15 protein-coding genes and 5 tRNA genes are annotated in these 18,343 nt (G+C 46.1%); 15 read left to right on the forward strand and 5 right to left on the reverse strand.

The window, feature by feature from the left end; all coding sequences use genetic code 11:
• Window positions 1–38: 38 nt before the first annotated feature.
• A complete protein-coding gene (locus ACWYU8_RS16680; protein WP_457520869.1) occupies window positions 39–452 on the reverse strand; it encodes a c-type cytochrome in 414 nt (137 codons plus the stop codon).
• Between the two features lie 336 nt (window positions 453–788).
• Between ACWYU8_RS16680 and ACWYU8_RS16685 the strand changes: the two genes are divergently transcribed.
• From ACWYU8_RS16685 to ACWYU8_RS16705, 5 genes are all read left to right on the forward strand, one after another.
• A tRNA-Arg gene (locus ACWYU8_RS16685) sits at window positions 789–865 on the forward strand.
• Between the two features lie 32 nt (window positions 866–897).
• Window positions 898–973 (forward strand) — tRNA-His (locus ACWYU8_RS16690).
• A 72-nt stretch (window positions 974–1,045) separates the two neighbouring features.
• Window positions 1,046–1,122: transfer RNA gene (locus tag ACWYU8_RS16695), tRNA-Pro, on the forward strand.
• A 52-nt stretch (window positions 1,123–1,174) separates the two neighbouring features.
• Window positions 1,175–1,250: transfer RNA gene (locus ACWYU8_RS16700), tRNA-His, on the forward strand.
• Window positions 1,251–1,274: 24 nt separating this feature from the next.
• Window positions 1,275–1,351: transfer RNA gene (locus tag ACWYU8_RS16705), tRNA-Pro, on the forward strand.
• 289 nt (window positions 1,352–1,640) lie between these two features.
• On the opposite strand, the gene ACWYU8_RS16710 is transcribed toward ACWYU8_RS16705, so the two are convergent.
• Window positions 1,641–2,366: an HAD family hydrolase gene (locus tag ACWYU8_RS16710; protein ID WP_457520870.1), complete on the reverse strand. Its 726-nt coding sequence runs from the start codon at window positions 2,364–2,366 to the stop codon at window positions 1,641–1,643.
• Between the two features lie 708 nt (window positions 2,367–3,074).
• Between ACWYU8_RS16710 and ACWYU8_RS16715 the strand changes: the two genes are divergently transcribed.
• The 6 genes from ACWYU8_RS16715 (at window position 3,075) to ACWYU8_RS16740 (ending at window position 10,793) form a co-directional block, all read left to right on the forward strand.
• Entirely contained in the window at window positions 3,075–4,790 is a 1,716-nt protein-coding gene (locus ACWYU8_RS16715; protein ID WP_457520871.1) for an ABC transporter ATP-binding protein, read from the forward strand.
• Between the two features lie 89 nt (window positions 4,791–4,879).
• The gene (locus ACWYU8_RS16720; RefSeq protein WP_457520872.1) at window positions 4,880–6,433 is read left to right on the forward strand and encodes an ABC transporter substrate-binding protein; all 1,554 of its coding nucleotides are present in this window, start codon (window positions 4,880–4,882) and stop codon (window positions 6,431–6,433) included.
• Between the two features lie 175 nt (window positions 6,434–6,608).
• Window positions 6,609–7,586, forward strand: coding sequence for an ABC transporter permease (locus ACWYU8_RS16725; protein ID WP_457520873.1), 978 nt, complete (start codon window positions 6,609–6,611; stop codon window positions 7,584–7,586).
• Window positions 7,587–7,588: 2 nt separating this feature from the next.
• A complete protein-coding gene (locus ACWYU8_RS16730) occupies window positions 7,589–8,533 on the forward strand; it encodes an ABC transporter permease (RefSeq protein WP_444495566.1) in 945 nt (314 codons plus the stop codon).
• A 156-nt stretch (window positions 8,534–8,689) separates the two neighbouring features.
• Window positions 8,690–9,637 carry an SPOR domain-containing protein gene (locus tag ACWYU8_RS16735; protein ID WP_457520874.1) on the forward strand — a complete coding sequence of 316 codons (948 nt, stop codon included), beginning with the start codon at window positions 8,690–8,692 and terminating at the stop codon, window positions 9,635–9,637.
• A gap of 148 nt (window positions 9,638–9,785) precedes the next feature.
• Window positions 9,786–10,793, forward strand: a complete 1,008-nt coding sequence (locus ACWYU8_RS16740; protein ID WP_457520875.1) for a substrate-binding domain-containing protein — start codon at window positions 9,786–9,788, stop codon at window positions 10,791–10,793.
• Between the two features lie 59 nt (window positions 10,794–10,852).
• Here ACWYU8_RS16740 and edd read toward each other — a convergent pair whose 3' ends face one another.
• Together edd and ACWYU8_RS16750 are read right to left on the reverse strand one after the other, a co-directional pair.
• Window positions 10,853–12,649 (reverse strand): phosphogluconate dehydratase, encoded by a 1,797-nt coding sequence (gene edd, locus ACWYU8_RS16745; protein WP_457520876.1) that lies wholly within the window; start codon window positions 12,647–12,649, stop codon window positions 10,853–10,855.
• Window positions 12,646–13,173: a gluconokinase gene (locus ACWYU8_RS16750; RefSeq protein WP_457520877.1), complete on the reverse strand. Its 528-nt coding sequence runs from the start codon at window positions 13,171–13,173 to the stop codon at window positions 12,646–12,648. The genes edd and ACWYU8_RS16750 overlap by 4 nt, the downstream gene beginning before the upstream one ends.
• A 153-nt stretch (window positions 13,174–13,326) precedes the next feature.
• Here ACWYU8_RS16750 and ACWYU8_RS16755 point away from each other — a divergent pair, with 153 nt between their 5' ends.
• Together ACWYU8_RS16755 and ACWYU8_RS16760 are read left to right on the forward strand one after the other, a co-directional pair.
• Window positions 13,327–14,703 (forward strand): GntP family permease, encoded by a 1,377-nt coding sequence (locus ACWYU8_RS16755; protein ID WP_457520878.1) that lies wholly within the window; start codon window positions 13,327–13,329, stop codon window positions 14,701–14,703.
• A 9-nt stretch (window positions 14,704–14,712) separates the two neighbouring features.
• Window positions 14,713–15,321, forward strand: a complete 609-nt coding sequence (locus ACWYU8_RS16760) for a bifunctional 4-hydroxy-2-oxoglutarate aldolase/2-dehydro-3-deoxy-phosphogluconate aldolase (protein ID WP_457520879.1) — start codon at window positions 14,713–14,715, stop codon at window positions 15,319–15,321.
• Between the two features lie 103 nt (window positions 15,322–15,424).
• Here ACWYU8_RS16760 and xapA read toward each other — a convergent pair whose 3' ends face one another.
• On the reverse strand, window positions 15,425–16,249 hold the full coding sequence (gene xapA, locus ACWYU8_RS16765) for a xanthosine phosphorylase (RefSeq protein ID WP_457520880.1): 825 nt from the start codon (window positions 16,247–16,249) through the stop codon (window positions 15,425–15,427).
• Window positions 16,250–16,682: 433 nt separating this feature from the next.
• On the opposite strand from xapA, the gene ACWYU8_RS16770 reads away from it, so the two are divergent.
• Together ACWYU8_RS16770 and ACWYU8_RS16775 are read left to right on the forward strand one after the other, a co-directional pair.
• Complete coding sequence (locus ACWYU8_RS16770) at window positions 16,683–16,871, forward strand: hypothetical protein (protein WP_457520881.1); 189 nt, start codon at window positions 16,683–16,685, stop codon at window positions 16,869–16,871.
• 553 nt (window positions 16,872–17,424) lie between these two features.
• Complete coding sequence (locus ACWYU8_RS16775) at window positions 17,425–17,730, forward strand: hypothetical protein (RefSeq protein ID WP_457520882.1); 306 nt, start codon at window positions 17,425–17,427, stop codon at window positions 17,728–17,730.
• The last annotated feature ends 613 nt before the right edge of the window (window positions 17,731–18,343 follow it).

Genomic DNA, 18,343 nt, shown 5'->3' on the forward strand with positions numbered 1-18,343 from the left:
CAAGCCTTTCTCTTTCAAACACGTTAAGCAAAGCCGAATTACAGACCTTCAGTCAAGTGGTCAATCGCTGCGATGATCTCGTCGTCAGAACAGTCCATACATGTACCTTTCGCTGGCATCGCGTTGAAGCCTTCAAGCGCGTGCTTGAGTAGTACATCTTTACCTTGAGCGATACGAGGAGCCCATTCGTCAGCGTTACCGATTTTTGGAGCACCGTTAACACCAGATGCGTGACAAGCAATACAAAAAGTACCGTAAACTGTTGCGCCATCACGAGGACCGGTTGGTTCTGCTTTTACAGGCTCAGAGCCTGCCAGATAAACATCACCGACAGGTTTGATGCGTTCTGCGATCGCATCGTATTCACTTTGGCTGATGTCAGAAGCTAAAGCTGCCGTAGAAAACGTTAAGGCAGCGAACAAAACGCTAATCATTTGTCGAGACATATCCATTAAACCCACTTCACATTTCCGAGGTAAGTGACTTACCTATTTATATTGTTAGAGTATTGATACCGATTGAAGAAGACCAATTAAAGTCCTTCAATGGCATAGAATGATTAGACAACTTGGTTGCAGCTGTTAAATCAATGTAAATAATGAGTGATTATATCCCGATAGCTTGTTGCATTAAACAACAAGTTATCGATGACAGGGCTTGAATCACATCAAAAATTCACTTTAAAGGCATGTAACTGTTGAAAAAGAGACCAAACGATAAAAAAAGTAAAAAAAGTACTAGACGGCATAGTGTGATATCCGTATTATTCCACTCCGCCGATAGGGCATGCGCCCGTAGCTCAGTTGGATAGAGCGTTGGCCTCCGGAGCCAAAGGTCGAAGGTTCGAATCCTTTCGGGCGTACCATTCCCCGGAGGATAAATCGGTAAAATTCAGTGGTGGCTATAGCTCAGTTGGTAGAGCCCCGGATTGTGATTCCGGTTGTCGCGAGTTCAAGTCTCGTTAGCCACCCCATTCTTTCTTTTTTAGAAAGAACAAGGTAGCATTGCTTCCTGTCTTGATTTAGAGTCGAGATAAAACATAAGTCGGTGAATAGCGCAGTTTGGTAGCGCATCTGGTTTGGGACCAGAGGGTCGGGGGTTCGAATCCCTCTTCACCGACCACTATTTAGTTTATGGCTTGCTTAAAGTAAGCGGTAAACATAACAATTTGATGGTGGCTATAGCTCAGTTGGTAGAGCCCCGGATTGTGATTCCGGTTGTCGCGAGTTCAAGTCTCGTTAGCCACCCCATTCTTTCTTTAAAGAATACATGCTCGGTGAATAGCGCAGTTTGGTAGCGCATCTGGTTTGGGACCAGAGGGTCGGGGGTTCGAATCCCTCTTCACCGACCACTATTAAAAAGCCCCGATAGAAATATCGGGGCTTTTTTGCGTATTAAAGGTCCTTATAACCTAGGGCTAGGTTATAGAAGTGTCTGCGGTAAGTTCGGTTAGAATTGTAAACTCAGGTGCTTGTTATCTTGGAATACGGAGCGCTTCGCTTACTGATTACGGAAGGGGTGAATATCATCTGTATTCAGTAATCAGTATTCTAATAAAGCAAATAAAGGAATTTACGTTTATCACTTTATTCCCAACGGGCTCCTTCTAGGACCTAGGATTCTAGAACCTAGGCCCTTTTCTATTGCGCGAGCGTTTTAAGTATCTCTGTTAGCTCTACTGTGTCTCTTACTTCGTAGTCTGGTTCGATATCCGTTGGATTCGCTGCGCCAGTTGGGTTTACCCAGACAGTTAAAATTTCCATATTGTTCGCACCTGCAATGTCTGCCGCTAGTGAATCACCAATATGAAGTGCTTCTTCTGCTTTGACACCAGCTAAGCTCAGAGCCTTCTCAAAGATGCTTGCCGCTGGCTTCTCTTCTGGCTCTTCGCCCCCCACAATAATGTGATCGACCCACTCATGCATTTGTGTTGCCGCCAGTTTTGGATGCTGAGAGAAGATTGGACCGTTAGTGATCACGACCAGTGTGTAGTTCTGACTAAGTTCAACCAGCATCTCTTTTACGCCTGGCAGGAATGAAAAGGCGTTCATGCGGGCAGAATCAAAAAAGTGTTGTGCTTGTTGTGCTTGCTCTGAACTTATCTCGATTCCTTGCTCCGCGAGTATGGTTTTGATCAGGCCACAACGGAAGGCATTTTCATCCGGCAACAAGGCGACTAGCTGGGGGAATTCTGCATTAAGCTTTTTATACACGCCTTGTAAGTAACGTCTTAAAAATGCATTAGGATCAATTATCTGTGGATAGGTTTCTTTTATCCAAGCTGAGAACTCTTGTCCTGCGACTTTATCGGCTTGAGAAGTGCCACATAAAGTCTCGTCCATATCAAAAAAAATCGCTTTAAGCACTGGTGCTCCTCTCATTTACCACTGGCTACTGACGTTGAGGGTTATCATCTCACTCAATCTATTATCCCACGCTAACTTGCATCGTAAAGTATTAAAACCAATCCTCTATAGCGTCAGCTATCCCAAATCGATTTAGATTTTAGTGGACTATTTTCGATACCAGCATCTCTTAGTTCGGCGAACAAGTCGAATAAGTGGCGAATAGTTGTCCTAAAATAGAATATTAAGATTTTTTGCAAACTTGATCACATTTTCTCGGTTGTCTGGCGTTCTTGAGTTCTGGCTTTTTATATTTCCTTACTATTTTTAGATGAAATTTTATGCCTAAGAAATCGATTTCATCCGAGATATTGTTTGTTAAATGTTAATTAATGCCTGTGAATAATATGGCTTTAACTAATTCTACGTTTTTGCATTATTTTAGAGCATTTTCTTACTTTTATTGGTGCATGACGCACAAAAGTTGGATGATATGAAAATGGTTAAATACTTGTGAATGCATTTTTATTCGTCATATGTGCGTTAAATTCACAGTTTTGTGGAGTAAAATACTTTGATTGTTGCTTTTTTGTGTAATTTTTGCCACATTGTGTCCGCATTAAAGCTTCAGAGTATTATTCTGAACTTGAACGGATTCATTCAGGTGATGAACTGCGCCTTAGTTGAGCGCTATTCAACGCCATACAGACAAGGTAGTAGAGGTCTGAAATGTCACTATTAGAAGTGAAAAACCTTCGTATTGAGTATCCATCCCGACACGGTGTTCACGCAGCCGTGAAATCTCTTTCGTTTCAAATTGAACGTGGTGAGATTGTGGGTGTTGTTGGCGAATCAGGTGCGGGTAAATCCACCGTGGGTAACGCTGTTATTGATTTGCTTAGTCCTCCGGGTCGTGTTGCTAGCGGCGAAGTATTCCTGGATGGAGAAAAAATTTCTGGTTTATCACCGGAAGCAATGCGTAAGGTTCGTGGTTCGAAGATCGGCTTCATTTTCCAGGATCCAATGACCTCTCTTAACCCTCTGTTTACGGTTGAGCAGCAGCTTAAAGAAACCATTCATGCCAACATGAAAGTGTCAGATGAAGAGGCTTATAAACGTGCCCTTTCGCTGATGCAACAAGTGGGAATCCCTCAACCGGAAAACCGTCTCAAACAATATCCTCACCAATTCTCAGGTGGTATGCGTCAGCGTGTGGTTATCGCGATTGCCTTGGCGGGTGAACCCGATCTGATCATTGCTGATGAACCAACGACGGCGCTGGATGTGTCAATCCAGGACCAAATCCTTAACCTTATTCGTGAGTTGTGTATCAAGAACAACGTGGGTTGTATGTTGGTTACGCATGATATGGGTGTGGTTTCAAATGTGACTGATCGTGTGGCGGTTATGTATCGTGGCGATCTGGTTGAATTTGGCCCGACAGCAAAAGTGCTGGGTAACCCAGATCACCCATACACTCGCAGTTTGATTTCTGCGGTTCCTCGTTCAGACAGAAAGCTCGATCGCTTCCCGCTGGTGAGCTACATCGAAGAAGCGGCAGAGATGGAGCCGCTAGACATTAAAAATCACTGGTTGGGACAAAGTCAGGACCAGCGAGCTTACACTGGCCCACTGCTGGATGTGAAAAACGTAAACCTACGTTTCATCACTAAAGACTCTCTGTTTGAAAGTCGCCGCGAGTACGTCCAGGCCTCTAACAATGTGAGCTTTGAAGTTCATGAAGGTGAGACGTTTGGTCTGGTAGGAGAATCAGGCTCAGGTAAATCGACGATCGCGCGAGTGATTGCGGGTCTGTATCAACCTAACTCTGGACAGGTGAAGTTTGAAGGCATCGATCTGACTGCAATGAAGTCAGAAAAAGAGCGTCGCCCAGTGCGCCGTCAAATGCAGATGGTGTTCCAGAACCCTTATACGTCGATGAACCCGCGTATGAAGGTCGCGGATATCATCGCTGAGCCAATTCGTTTCCACAAACTCACCAAAAACGAAGCGGAAACACGTCAAATTGTTAACGACCTGCTGGAACACGTAGGTCTGGGTAGCATGGCTGGCGTGAAATATCCTCATGAGTTTTCAGGTGGTCAGCGCCAACGTATTTCTATTGCGCGTGCTCTGGCAACCCGTCCTCGTCTTTTGATCTGTGACGAACCGACTTCTGCGTTGGATGTATCGGTACAGGCACAGATCCTCAACTTGCTGAAAGATCTGCAAAGTGAGCTGAACTTGACTATGTTGTTTATCAGCCACGATTTACCGGTCATTCGTCAGATGTGCGACCGAGTGGGTGTGATGCAGATGGGTACGCTACTGGAAGTCGCACCAACAGAACAACTGTTTACTGCTCCTCAGCATGAGTACAGCAAGAAACTGATTTCTCTGATGCCAGAGTTTACTGGACTGAGAGAAGACATCAAATCGGCTTAAACCAAGTTTTCTCTTGGCTGATCTTGAATAAAAACAGACGCAAACACAACAACAAGGGACTTTGATCCCAGCATGAAGGAGTTATGCAAATGAAAACCATGAAAAGCAAATTAGCAGTGGCGCTAATCGCTGCGGGCCTGAGTTTTAACGCGTTAGCGGCAGACATTAAAGTTGGCTACGCTGCTGACCCGGTATCACTTGACCCGCATGAGCAGCTATCTGGCGGTACGCTGCAAATGTCACACATGGTGTTTGATCCACTGGTTCGTTTCACTCAGTCAATGGACTTTGAACCTCGCCTGGCAGAAAGCTGGGAGCGTATTAACGATACAACTGTACGTTTCAAACTACGTGAAGGTGTGAAATTCCATTCTGGTAACACATTGACTGCAGATGACGTTGTATGGACATTTGAGCGTCTGCAAAACTCTCCAGACTTTAAATCTATCTTCGAACCGTACGAAAAAATCGTTAAAGTTGACGACAATACCTTTGATCTTGTGACTAAAGGTCCATACCCACTGGTTCTGCAAACAGCGACCTATATCTTCCCGATGGACAGCAAGTTCTACTCAGGCAAGACCGAAGACGGCAAAGACAAGTCTGAGTTAGTGAAGCACGGTAACTCATTTGCATCGACTCACGTTTCAGGTACTGGTCCATTCATCGTGACATCACGTGAGCAGGGCGTAAAAGTAGAATTTGAACGTTTCAAAGATTACTGGGACAAAGAATCAAAAGGTAACGTGGACAAGCTAACGCTAGTGCCAATCAAAGAAGATGCAACTCGTGTAGCAGCACTTCTTTCTGGCGGTGTAGACATGATTCACCCAGTAGCGCCAAACGATCACCAACGTGTGATTGATGCAGAAGGCATCGATCTGGTAACCCTACCTGGTACTCGTGTCATCACGCTACAACTGAACCAAAACAGCAATGAAGCTCTGAAAGATGTTCGTGTGCGTCAGGCGATTGTCTATGCAATCAACAACGAAGGCATCGTACAGAAAATCATGAAAGGTTTTGCAACGGCGGCTGGTCAACAAAGCCCAGAAGGTTACGTTGGTCATAACGACAAACTTGTTCCTCGTTTCGATCTTAAAAAAGCAAAAGAGCTGATGAAAGAAGCGGGTTACGAAAATGGTCTAACGCTGACGATGATTGCGCCAAACAACCGTTACGTGAACGATGCGAAAGTAGCTCAGGCTGCAGCGGCAATGCTGTCTAAGATCGGCATCAAGGTTGATCTGAAGACTATGCCTAAAGCGCAATACTGGCCTGAGTTCGATAAATGTTCGGCAGATATGCTGATGATCGGTTGGCACTCAGATACAGAAGATTCTGCGAACTTCAGTGAGTTCCTAACCATGACTCGTAACGAAGAAACAGGTCGTGGTCAGTACAACTGTGGTCACTACTCAAACCCAGAAATGGACAAAGTAGTAGAAGCGGCTAACGTTGAAACGGACCCTGCGAAACGTGCAGAAATGCTACAAGGTGTAGAAGCAACGCTATACAACGACGCAGCATTCGTACCGCTACATTGGCAAAGTGAAGCGTGGGGCGCGAAGTCTAACGTGAAAGCAGCAGACATCGTGAACCCAATGGTTATGCCTTACTTCGGCGACTTAGTGGTTGAATAATCACATTTTGTAGTGTTTAGGAGGGAATTTGTTCCCTCCTTGATGAGTCCCATAACACGTGAATGTGTATGGGGCTCAATACTCGGCTCAGTTTTATTTCAGTCGGATTGAGTCGGTTTAAAGACTGAATTTTCTCTCTGAATACAGAGATCTATGGATAGTTAAGGGGCAAGGAATGTTTTCGTTTCTGGTCAAGCGCCTGTTTCAGGCACTGATAGTGATGTTTGTGATCAGTTTGGTGGCGTTTGCCATTCAGGATAACCTGGGTGACCCGCTGCGCGAGCTTGTAGGTCAGTCGGTTTCGGAGTCGGAGCGTCAAGCGCTGCGTGATGAACTGGGCCTGAACGATCCCTTTATCACAAAGTACACTCGCTTTGTCGGTAATGCACTGCAAGGTGATCTGGGTACTTCATACTTTTTCAAGCGTCCAGCGGTTGAGGTTATTCTTGATAAGCTGGTGGCGACACTGGAGCTCGTGTTTGGCGCGACGCTCATCATCATTGTTTTCTCAATACCACTTGGGGTGTATTCCGCGATTCACCCAAAAAGTTTCTTCACCAAGTTTGTCATGGCAATGAGTAGCGTCGGTATTTCGATTCCGGTCTTCCTGACGGCAATCATGCTGATGTACGTCTTCTCTATTGAACTGGGCTGGCTGCCTTCCTATGGGCGTGGCGAGACACTTAATCTTCTCGGTTGGGAGTCGGGCTTCTTCACCATCGATGGTATTAAGCACCTGATCCTGCCATGTATTGCGCTGGCTTCTATCATGTTGCCGCTGTTCATTCGTCTGGTTCGTTCAGAAATGCTGGAAGTACTGAGCTCTGAGTACATCAAGTTCGCAAAAGCGAAAGGCTTGAACTTGCAAAAAATTTATTACCAACATGCATTGAAAAACACCATGCTGCCTGTACTGACAGTTGGTGGTGTGCAAATTGGTACCATGGTGGCCTACACCATTTTGACCGAAACCGTATTCCAATGGCCGGGTACTGGCTTCCTTTTCCTAGAGGCAATTAACCGTGTTGATACACCGCTAATCACTGCCTACGTTATTTTTGTTGGTCTGATCTTCGTGGTAACAAATACCATCGTTGACTTGCTGTACGGCATCATCAACCCAACTGTGAACCTTACTGGAAAAGGAGCTTAATCATGAGCCAATCAAAAGTAGCTGCTGCTCCTTCTGTATGGGAGCGCTTTAAAAACTCGGATTTCTTGTACTACTTCAAGCGCGACAAAGTTGCGATGGCGAGTTTTACAGTATTTTTGATGTTCTTGGTGTTAGCACTGGCTGCGCCAATTCTGGCACCAACCGATCCTTATGACCTGACGTCAATCGACATTATGGACTCCGAGCTACCACCATCGTGGATGGAAGGTGGTGACGAGCGTTTTGCTCTGGGTACGGATGAACAAGGCCGCGACATTTTATCGACGATTCTTTATGGCTCTCGCTTATCACTGACTATCGGTTTTCTGGCAGTGGGTCTACAACTGGTTCTGGGTATCATCATTGGTCTGTCTGCAGGTTACTTTGGTGGCCGTATCGACAGTTTCTTGATGCGTTTTGCTGATGTTCAGCTTTCGTTCTCAACCATGATGGTCGCCATCATCGTGTCGGCGATTTTCAAAGCGAGTTTTGGTAGTGACTTCTATAGCCAGTACGCGGTAGTGATGCTGGTGGTGATCATCGGTGTGGCAGAATGGCCGCAGTATGCTCGAACTATCCGTGCATCTGTATTGGCAGAGAAGAAAAAGGAATACGTAGAAGCGGCACGCGTGATGGGCTTTAAAGCACCGCGAATCATGTTCCGTCATATTCTGCCGAACTGTCTGTCTCCAATCTTGGTTATATCAACGGTTCAGGTAGCAAACGCCATCATGTCAGAAGCGGCACTGTCTTTCCTTGGTTTGGGTTTGCCGGTAGACCAGCCTTCTCTGGGTGCACTGATCAGTATTGGCTTTAACTACATCTTCTCAGGTGCTTGGTGGATCACTGCATTCCCTGGCATCGTGCTAGTCACATTGGTACTGGTTATCAACCTGTTGGGGGACTGGCTACGTGATGTATTTAACCCGAAACTGTACAAAGGTTAAGAATTTAATCATTAAGTGTTGTTCATTCGCTTAATTCCTTCCTAAACTAAGAGCCGGACGTATTTCCGGCTCTTTTTTTGCTAGTTATCCCTTGTTCACCGTTTTTTGGCGCTTTGCCGCCATAATGACCTTACCCGCTAGTTTAGAGTGAAGCGTATGGAATTGAAGAAGGCACAACACCCATCTCGACTTATCCAATCAAGCATCAGCCTGGGTGTACTCTTGGTCTGCGCACAATTTTCTCCTTCTGTTTCGGCAGACGAGTTTTTTTGTCAGGCGAGTCAGACGACAGACAAAGCATTGCCAACACTGGAGCAAACCTGTCCCATTGGTAAAGGGGTATGGGGAAAGAAAGTGCCGCAAGGTGGCAGCGATTTCTATTGGATTCAGTGTGGTTTGCTGCCCAAGCCAATGTCGCTAGCCCAATCTAAGCCCATTTATAACAAAATAACCACGGACGTTTGGATGAAGCCGGAAGCGAACGGCTATCGTTGCCTTATCGGTCCGTATACTGACCCAGCGAAAGCTGCGACTGATTTACGCGGAGTGAAAACCCTGTCGGGTTATAAAGAAGCTTTTATTCGTGTGGTAGAGCAAGGTAGCGTTAAGTCAGCTAAGCAGTCCGTAGTTGCGACAAAACCGGTAGTGGCAGCAACACCAATGTCATCCGTTTCTGCTGAGCGTCCTATTACTGACGCGTTCAAATCTCCAACGGAGAGATCCCAACCAAAACCCGTGATGGCCAAGCCAAAGCAAATAGCAAAGAGTCATGATGGCATCGTGGTTCGCTTAACTACTTCACTACAGGGAAAGACGTATGTGGTGCCTTATCTGATTGAGAATCATAACCAGTTTTACATGGAGTATGGCAAACCATGGAACCGCCTTAACTATGCCAATTCCAGTCAGATATGCCAGCAGCTAGACATGTCATTGGTATCGCCTCAAGAATTTAAGGCACTTAGAGCCTCAGGTGTGATGGAAAAGAATCAGTGGCCAATTCAGTTACCGTATTGGGGGGCGGATAAAAATGGTTTGTTTGCTGATCGGGAGCCAAACCAGTTAACGGGGACCTCACTGCTGAACGTAATGTGCGTTAGGTAAGGATGCTGAACCACGCACACAGAAAAGCTCTATCGAGGCTTAAACGGTCATTTTGTAAATAGATCTTTTAACTGACGGAGTTTACTTGTCGGTGTGAAATGTATTCGTCATAATGTTACTTGTAACATTATTAACAAATCACATATTTATGACCCAACAGAATAAAAAGACACGCACGACATTACAGGATGTCGCTGACCAGGTTGGTGTAACTAAGATGACGGTTTCGCGTTATATGCGCAATCCTGAGTCGGTTGCTGAAAAGACACGGGTGAAAATTGCTGCCGCCATTGAGGAGATGGGTTATATCGAAAACCGAGCTCCGGCGATGCTGTCTAAATCTTCCAGTAAAGCGATCGGCATTTTACTCCCATCATTGTCCAACCAAATTTTTGCTTCTTTTGTTCAGGGCATAGAAATGGTCACTAAAGCCAATGGCTACGAGACCTTGTTGGCGCACTTTAGCTACGACGAACATGAAGAAGAGCGCAAGATTGCCTCACTGCTCTCCTACCAAGTGGATGGTCTGATCTTAACTGAAAGTCAGCACACCAAGCGCACCCTGCAGATGATCAAAAATGCTGGTGTTCCGGTGGTGGAAACGATGCAGTTGCCAAAACATCCCATTGATATGGCGGTAGGTTTGGATCATGAAGATGCCTCTTACAATGCCGTAAAGCGGATGTTGAATACTGGGAAGCGCACCATCGTTTACTTTGGCGCGCGCTTGGATACCCGTACTAAGCTGCGTCTTCGAGGTTATGATCGCGCAATGGCAGAAGCGGGTCTTGAATCAAGGCATGTTCTGACAGGTGAGCATTCCAGCTTCTCACTGGCTCACGAACTGTTGGCGCAAGCACTTGAGACCTATCCGGACATGGATGGTGTATTTTGTACTAACGATGACATTGCTATCGGGACGATACTGAGTGCCCAGCAACGAGGGATTCAAATACCAAAGCAACTGGCGGTGGTTGGTTATAACGCGTTAGACATCGGTCAGACTATCAGTCCGAAACTGACCAGTGTGGACACGCCTCGTTTCGAGATCGGCAAGAAGAGTGCTGAACTGCTGATTGCGCGACTCAAAGGGGAAGAGCAGCAAGAGCGGGTGGTTGATATGGGCTATGACATCACTGCGGGCGAGAGCGTTTAATTCCAAATCGCATGAAAAAAGCGGAGTGGTGTGCACTCCGCTTTGCTGTTTTTTCTGGCCTAGACAATAAAGCTCGCGCCTTGATCTGCACTGGAAACATTGTGGCGGATCACTTGGAAGAATCCACGCCCCCATGTTTGCTGGATTGATTCAGTATCAAGCTCAATCATTTTCCGTCCACTGGTGTCGGCTAAGTTGTTCAACTCACCAGTCTGGCAATCAACGCGAATAACATCGCCATCACGCACTAAACCAATCGCACCGCCTCGAATCGCTTCAGGTGAGACGTGAATAGCGGACGGAATCTTACCCGATGCGCCCGATAAACGACCATCGGTCACCAGCGCTACTTTAAAACCCGCTTTCTGAACGTTACCTAAAATAGGCATCAGCTTATGCAGCTCTGGCATGCCATTCGCAGCTGGGCCATTGTGCGTTACGACTACAATGCAGTCTTTGTTCAGTTCACCGCGTTTATAGGCGGCTTCCACTTCGTGCTGGCATTGGAATACCACAGCAGGTGCCTCGATAATGCGTTGTTCTTCTTTCACAGCAGAGACTTTGACGACGGCTTTACCTAGGTTGCCAGTCAGAACGCGCGTGCCACCAGTATTTTGAAATACTGCGCCTGATGCTGCGATCACTTCACTGTCTTGGCTACCCTGGCAGCTAGTCCATATCAGCGAGCCATTTTTTATCGTTGGTATCGTCATCTGATCGGCGAACTCTCCGAATACTGGCTTAACGTCTCTGTGCAAAAGATCGGCTTCGTTCAGGCGGTGCAGCAGAGCTGGTACGCCGCCAGCTTCCTGAAACGCGTTCATATCCGCCGGGCCGTTCGGGTACACGCGCGCCAATAGAGGCACTACTTCCGATAAATCGCTGATGTCTTGCCAGGTCAGCAAGATACCTGCAGCGCGAGCAACGGCGACCATATGAATGGTGTGGTTGCTACTGCCACCAGATGCGAGCAGTGCGATGATACCGTTGATCAGACTCTTTTCTGTGACGACTTCAACCAGAGGACGGAAATGGCTGGTGCCAGCGGTCATAGAAGCGATTTTCAATGCAGCGTGATTGGTCAGTGCCTGACGTAGCTCGGTATGAGGGTGGATAAACGCCGAGCCCGGCAACATTAACCCCATCGCCTCAAACACTAGCTGGTTGGTGTTCGCTGTGCCGTAGAAGGTACAGGTACCTGCGGAGTGGTACGAGCGGCATTCCATATCCAATAGAGCATCTTTGCCCACTTCACCAGCGGCGTATTTCTGGCGGACATCGACTTTTTCTTCATTGCTGATGCCTGTTGCCATTAAGCCAGCCGGAACAAACGCGGTTGGTAGGTGAGCGTAAGAGAGTGCTCCCATCAGCTGCCCCGGTGCGATTTTATCGCAGATGCCAAGCAGCAGTGTGGCATCGAACACATTGTGACTCAGAGATAACGCCGTGGATTGAGCAATTAAGTCTCGGGAAAATAGAGACATATCCATTCCCGCCTGACCTTGGGTGACGCCATCGCACATCGCCGGAACGCAACCTGCCACTTGAGCGGTGTGTCCATATTTCGCCAGGGTTTGCTTAATCTGCGCCGGATAGGCTTGATATGGCTGATGGGCACTCAACATGTCATTGTATGCGCTGATGATTGCCACGTTGGAATGGGTAAAATCGAGAAGAGTTTCTTTTTCCGAAGCGCATGATGCTGCGACGGCATGCGCTAAGTTGCCACAAGATAAACCCGCGCGACCTTTTCCTGATTCAGTTTGTTTAAGCGTATTCGCTAGAAAAGTTGCACGAGCTTGTTGACTGCGATCTATCAGCCGTCGGGTGACATCAAGGACAACGGAATGGGTCATGACACCACCTCAACTGTTTGCTGGCTCATTAACAACTCGGCACAACGTTCCACGACGTCGTTGATGTCACCTTCGATGCTCACGATTAAGGTTTTAGGCTCGTGATCAGGACGTTCCAGCGTTTCGAACTGGCTTTTCACCATGTTCTCTTTCATGAAGTGGCCTTGACGCATACGCATGCGATCGAGGATCAGCGCCATGTCACCATCGAGAAACAGGAAAGTCACGTTATCGTTGCCTTCCCGGATTTGGTCGCGGTAAATCTTTTTCAGTGCCGAACAGACAATAACCCCATGTTCGTTTTTGCTTTCCAGACTGTAAGCAGCATCACGAATTCGCTCTAGCCATGGCTTGCGATCGTCATCGTTCAGAGGCTGGCCTGACGCCATTTTCTGAATATTTGCTCGTGGGTGAAGATCATCACCATCAATGAATTTTCGTCCCAGCTTTTTCGCCAGTTGCTCACCAATTGTGCTCTTACCACTAGCACAAACGCCCATAACGATGACACTACTACCAGCCATAACCTATCCTCATAACCAAGTTTGCGCGTGATCTCAATTTTTGAATTCACTTTAAAATATGGGTTTATATTATTCATGTTATCGGTAACATGTTACCGGTAACTTAAATAAATGTGAACCAATACACAAACTATAATTCTTAAAGGTGAACCAATGGAGCAACTAACCCTAGCCCCTGATCCTACGTACTTATTAACGATTGCAGGCCTTGCTATTGCAGCGTTACTGGTTTTAATCATTAAGCTAAAAGTCCATGCTTTTGCCTCCCTGACGATGGTGAGTCTGGGTACCGCAATCGCAACGGGCGTCTCATTGGACAAGGTCGTACCAACGATGATGAGCGGCTTTGGTAGCACACTGGCTTCCGTTGCTCTGCTGGTTGGCCTTGGGGCAATGATCGGTAAAATTTTAGAAGTGACTGGCGGTGCAAAAGTACTGGCAGATACTTTGATTGGCCGCTTTGGTAAAGAGCGAGCACCATTCGCACTTGGCGTGGCGTCGTTAATGTTTGGCTTCCCAATCTTCTTCGATGCAGGTTTGGTGGTAATGATGCCAATTATCCTTAGCGTCGCGGCTCGTTTTGGTGGCTCTGCACTGAAATATGCGTTACCAGCTGCTGGCGCGTTTGCCGTAATGCACGCGTTTGTTCCGCCACATCCAGGCCCTGTTGCTGCTTCTGAGTTCCTTGGTGCCAACATTGGTCTGCTGCTGATCGTTGGTATTCTGGTCGCAATTCCGACCTGGTATCTTGGCGCTTACTTATTTGGTCTTTATGCAGGTAAGAAGTTTGAGATCCCACTTTCCAAAGCATTCTTTGATGGTGACGCGTTCGCCGATGAAAGCAAAGCACCAAAGTTTGCTACAGTGATGACGCTGCTTATCCTGCCTGTATTGCTCATCTGTTTAGACACAGTGCTAAACACACTAGCAGTGGCTGGTATTATTGACGGTGATTCATCATTGGTTTCATTCCTGCGTATGCTTGGTAAAACGCCAGTGGCCTTGTTGATCACCCTAATCGTCTGCCTTGTTGTGTTTGCAAAAGACTACGGCATGACGAAACTGGAAAAACTTTGTGGCGAGTCTCTGGCACCGATTTGTGGTGTGATTCTGGTTACAGGTGCGGGCGGCATGTTCGGCGGTGTATTGCGTGCAAGTGGTATTGGTGATGCACTGGCAGGTGTACTGACCAACACAGGAATGCCAGTCATCGTTGCTGCGTTTGTTATCTCTACCTGTCTGCGTGTCGCTCAGGGCTCGGCCACCGTGGCTCTTACTACCACTGCGGCGCTTATCTCGCCTGTTGTTGCTGTAACAACCGGTCTAAGCGAGCTTGACCTATGCTTTATCGTGATTGCTATTGCTGGTGGTGCAACGGTCCTTTCACACTTCAATGACTCTGGTTTCTGGTTGGTTTCTCGATTACTGGAAATGGATGAGAAAACCACATTAAAAACTTGGACGGTAATGGAAACTTTACTTGGTGGTATCGCGTTTATTATCGTAGCAACATTAAGCTTTCTTCTTTAGAGGTTACCCATGACACTTGAACAACGATTAAAAGAAATCAAAATCGTCCCGGTTATTGCTATCAACGATGTCGCACACGCTTTGCCACTGGCTAAAGTGTTGGTAGAAAACGGCCTGCCATGTGCCGAAGTGACATTCCGCACTGATGCAGCGGCTGAGTCCATTCGTATCATGCGTGACGCGTATCCGGATTTGCTTATTGGCGCGGGTACAGTGCTGACAACTGAGCAGGTTGATCTCGCGATTGATGCGGGTGCGGATTTCATCGTTAGCCCAGGCTTTAACCCAACTACCGTGAAATACTGTCAGCAGCGTAATATCGCGATTGTACCGGGTGTGAACAATCCAAGCTTGGTTGAGCAAGCGATGGAAATGGGGCTGCGTACCCTGAAGTTCTTCCCGGCAGAGCCATCAGGCGGTGTGAACATGCTAAAAGCTCTGACGGCAGTTTACCCGGTAAACTTTATGCCAACAGGCGGCGTAAGCCCTTCTAACGTGGAAGATTATCTGGCGATTAAATCCGTTATCGCATGTGGTGGTACCTGGATGGTTCCAACGGCATTGATGGACAATGGCGATTGGGAAGGTCTTGCTGAATTGGTTCGTGCGGTTAAGTAATTCGCACTAACACGCTGAAATTGCTCCATAACTCCTACTAATATGTGATACGAAAAAGGGTCGTCAATGTACTTGATGACCCTTTTTTCGACCTTAAGACGCGTTAGAAATGATGCTTCATAAAGCTCTTAATAAAGTGGATGAAATCGGCTTCAGCCAGTTTAGCGCATTTCAGTGTTTGCTCGTGAGAAAGCTCCACATCGCCCAGACCTTCAGCCATGTTGGTGATCGCGCACACCGCTAATACCGGTAAGCCGCAATGCGCTGCAGAAATTACTTCTGGTACCACGGACATGCCTACCACATCGCCGCCAATCACCTGCATCATGCGAATTTCTGCTGCTGTCTCAAAGTTTGGGCCTGTGTAAGAGACAAACACACCTTCGTTAAGATGAATGTTGTTCGCTTTACCGACTTCAAATGCTTCGGCGCGCAGATCTTTGTCGTACGCATTGGCTAAGCTGAAGAAACGCGGACCGTATTCATCGTCATTAGGTCCAACCATCGGTGATTCCGGCATGGTATTGATGTGATCGCTAAATACGACCAATGAGCCTACATCAATACGTTCAGGACGAAGTGAACCCGCCGCATTGGTCACCAGTAAAAACTCACACCCCAGCTTTTTGAATGTGCGCACCGGAGTGGTCATCACTTTCATTGAACCGTGCTCATAGTAGTGACCGCGACCTTTCATGCACACCACGTCGACGCCGTTCATTGTGCCAAGTACAAGTTCTCCGGAGTGCCCTTGTACGGTACTGACCGGAAAGCCTTCCAGCTCTTCGTATGGAATCACCACTTTGTCTTGCAGTTCGTCTGCCAATACACCCAAGCCGGAGCCCAGAATAAATGCCGCTTTCGGTTGAAAGTTTGGTTTGCGTTCGTGAATGGTTTTTAATGCACCGATTACAGGATCGAGATTCATGTTTGTCACCTTGTGGTTATTTTTGCTTCATTGTGTGACTTTCTTTGCTTGAGGAAAGCAAAGAATGAAAAAGGGTCATCTGAAGATGACCCTTTGTGCTTGATTTGTTTGCGATTAACGCATGGTCAATTGTTACCTGCACAGGTGGTATCAGCAATAAATCTGGAAAGGTTTGTGTGAAAAGGCTTATTAGCCTTTTCCAGAAAAATAGTAATTTTTAGCTATTTTTCCTAAAACTTGAGTTTTGATGTTATCAGTTTCCAGAAAATTAGTCACTTCTTTAAGGTGTGCTTTCAATGGAAGGAGGGGCTGATGTCTTTCACACTGATGTCTTTCAGCATCAAACTCGTTTTTGCCCCATTGCGTGCTTCAGGACAGACCTTACGTTATAGCTAGTAACTCATTATGCTATAAATTATCTAATGTCATTTGAATGGAAAAGCTAGCTATGAGCAAAAAACGGTTGTCAGAAAAAGAACTGGTTGAGGGGATGACACCCCATACTGCAAATGCTGATGAGCTGGCTGCGGTAACATTGGATGAATTGTGCCTTAAACCCTCTGAAAGTGATTACAAAGCTGCATTGGTTGAGGAGTATGAGGAAAAACATTTCCCCATTTAAGTACTGCAACGCACTTTTGTTCCGTAGCGAGTTACAGATCTATCACGCAGACTGCGTGACGCAACTTGCGTGATGAACACAATAGTGCCCCGAAATTAAGTCAACAACCAGTTGACTTAATTGTGCAGCAGGTTGTTGCACAATTTTCACAAACTCTGGGGAAACATGCTGTTTCCTAATTGTGTGATTACACCATTAGGTGAATACGACAAGAGCCACTAGAAGTGGCTCTATCACGCGCTACCTGCGGTCAATACTCGATGAGCGGAAGAGAACAGGGCTATTTGGATTAATCTGTCTACGAGTGGAGCCGAAGCCGCGTTTCTCATAGCAAGCATCAGTGTATGCTTGTAACCTGTCGAGTTCAAATCTACCTGAACATCCAGACATTGCTGGCAATGCTTATGCCCCAAAAATGTTTCAGAACGAACATTACATTATGGTTAATAACTTATTATGCTAGTTAGGGCGTTTTCAGAAATGTGTTGGAGTTTTAGAATTTTTATTATCAGTGAAGTTACTTTCATTGAGCAATAGGATGTCAGGAGTTAATATGTTTTATGTAGGTGTTAGCCATTATTACGCGACGGGTGAAGGCGTTACAATTTATGTCGCCAGCGGTACTGAAGAATCAATTCGTAAAGCTATTCCTGAATACTACCACCAAGGGTTGACCCTTTTAACTCCTTCTGATTGGCTAAAAGCAGCTGATGGGGACTGTGTGGATGAATACTATCAATCGGCTGTTGAAGTTCTAAAGACCTATTTACCCGTGTTGTGGAAGCAGATCGAAGAAAGAGCGTTAGAAAGAGGATGCTATCTGGAATTTTTTATGAAGCATCATTTTAACTATGCCTAATATGAACTCGGTCGAGATTTAATGATTAGCTAAACGCGATTCTGATACTTACATGAGTGCGAATTACCTGGTAGTCTGAAGGGTTTAATTGTCCTTATATATATGAATGTAAGGTGTTTTTGTACCTAAAATGAAGTGCGAAAATCTACGAATTTTCACTGATAGGTGATCATCTAAAAGGAACGTACTTCAGAGGTTGCAGACAGTAGGGTTACCTTGATAGAAAAGCTAAACAAACTTGGTATTAGCAACCTAGCATAGTTCCGCTGGCTTCTATGACTTATAGTCTACACAAATCATGAGAGGACTAGGATGTTGTTTCTACATATAATATTCGCATTGAGTTTAGCAATTGGTGTTTTTTCGCTCTATGCACAAGAAGTTCACATTTGGCTCTCGAGACATATGGATGAATATGAGAAAGAGCTAGAGAAAAACAATCCAGAAGTACTAAAAAAACTGAAGAAAAAATACAAACGTTAACAACGAGTCACCTGATTCAACCGTAAATTTTGTTAAATTTTCGGTTAATCTTACTGCTATTCCCCTCAATTTTTGAGTAAATTCAGGTTCAACCGTAAATGAGGTTTAATTTTCGGTTAATTAATACTCC

The organism is Vibrio limimangrovi, from assembly GCF_054064025.1.

What these genes read in the sequence shown, in the direction of transcription:
- ACWYU8_RS16680 (WP_457520869.1), bottom strand. Translation starts at nt 452, where the DNA reads ATGGATATGTCTCGACAAATGATTAGCGTTTTGTTCGCTGCCTTAACG.
- edd (WP_457520876.1), bottom strand. Translation starts at nt 12,649, where the DNA reads ATGACCCATTCCGTTGTCCTTGATGTCACCCGACGGCTGATAGATCGC.
- ACWYU8_RS16730 (WP_444495566.1), top strand. Translation starts at nt 7,589, where the DNA reads ATGAGCCAATCAAAAGTAGCTGCTGCTCCTTCTGTATGGGAGCGCTTT.
- ACWYU8_RS16715 (WP_457520871.1), top strand. Translation starts at nt 3,075, where the DNA reads ATGTCACTATTAGAAGTGAAAAACCTTCGTATTGAGTATCCATCCCGA.
- xapA (WP_457520880.1), bottom strand. Translation starts at nt 16,249, where the DNA reads ATGAATCTCGATCCTGTAATCGGTGCATTAAAAACCATTCACGAACGC.
- ACWYU8_RS16735 (WP_457520874.1), top strand. Translation starts at nt 8,690, where the DNA reads ATGGAATTGAAGAAGGCACAACACCCATCTCGACTTATCCAATCAAGC.
- ACWYU8_RS16750 (WP_457520877.1), bottom strand. Translation starts at nt 13,173, where the DNA reads ATGGCTGGTAGTAGTGTCATCGTTATGGGCGTTTGTGCTAGTGGTAAG.
- ACWYU8_RS16725 (WP_457520873.1), top strand. Translation starts at nt 6,609, where the DNA reads ATGTTTTCGTTTCTGGTCAAGCGCCTGTTTCAGGCACTGATAGTGATG.
- ACWYU8_RS16775 (WP_457520882.1), top strand. Translation starts at nt 17,425, where the DNA reads ATGTTTTATGTAGGTGTTAGCCATTATTACGCGACGGGTGAAGGCGTT.
- ACWYU8_RS16770 (WP_457520881.1), top strand. Translation starts at nt 16,683, where the DNA reads ATGGAAAAGCTAGCTATGAGCAAAAAACGGTTGTCAGAAAAAGAACTG.
- ACWYU8_RS16760 (WP_457520879.1), top strand. Translation starts at nt 14,713, where the DNA reads ATGACACTTGAACAACGATTAAAAGAAATCAAAATCGTCCCGGTTATT.
- ACWYU8_RS16720 (WP_457520872.1), top strand. Translation starts at nt 4,880, where the DNA reads ATGAAAACCATGAAAAGCAAATTAGCAGTGGCGCTAATCGCTGCGGGC.
- ACWYU8_RS16740 (WP_457520875.1), top strand. Translation starts at nt 9,786, where the DNA reads ATGACCCAACAGAATAAAAAGACACGCACGACATTACAGGATGTCGCT.
- ACWYU8_RS16755 (WP_457520878.1), top strand. Translation starts at nt 13,327, where the DNA reads ATGGAGCAACTAACCCTAGCCCCTGATCCTACGTACTTATTAACGATT.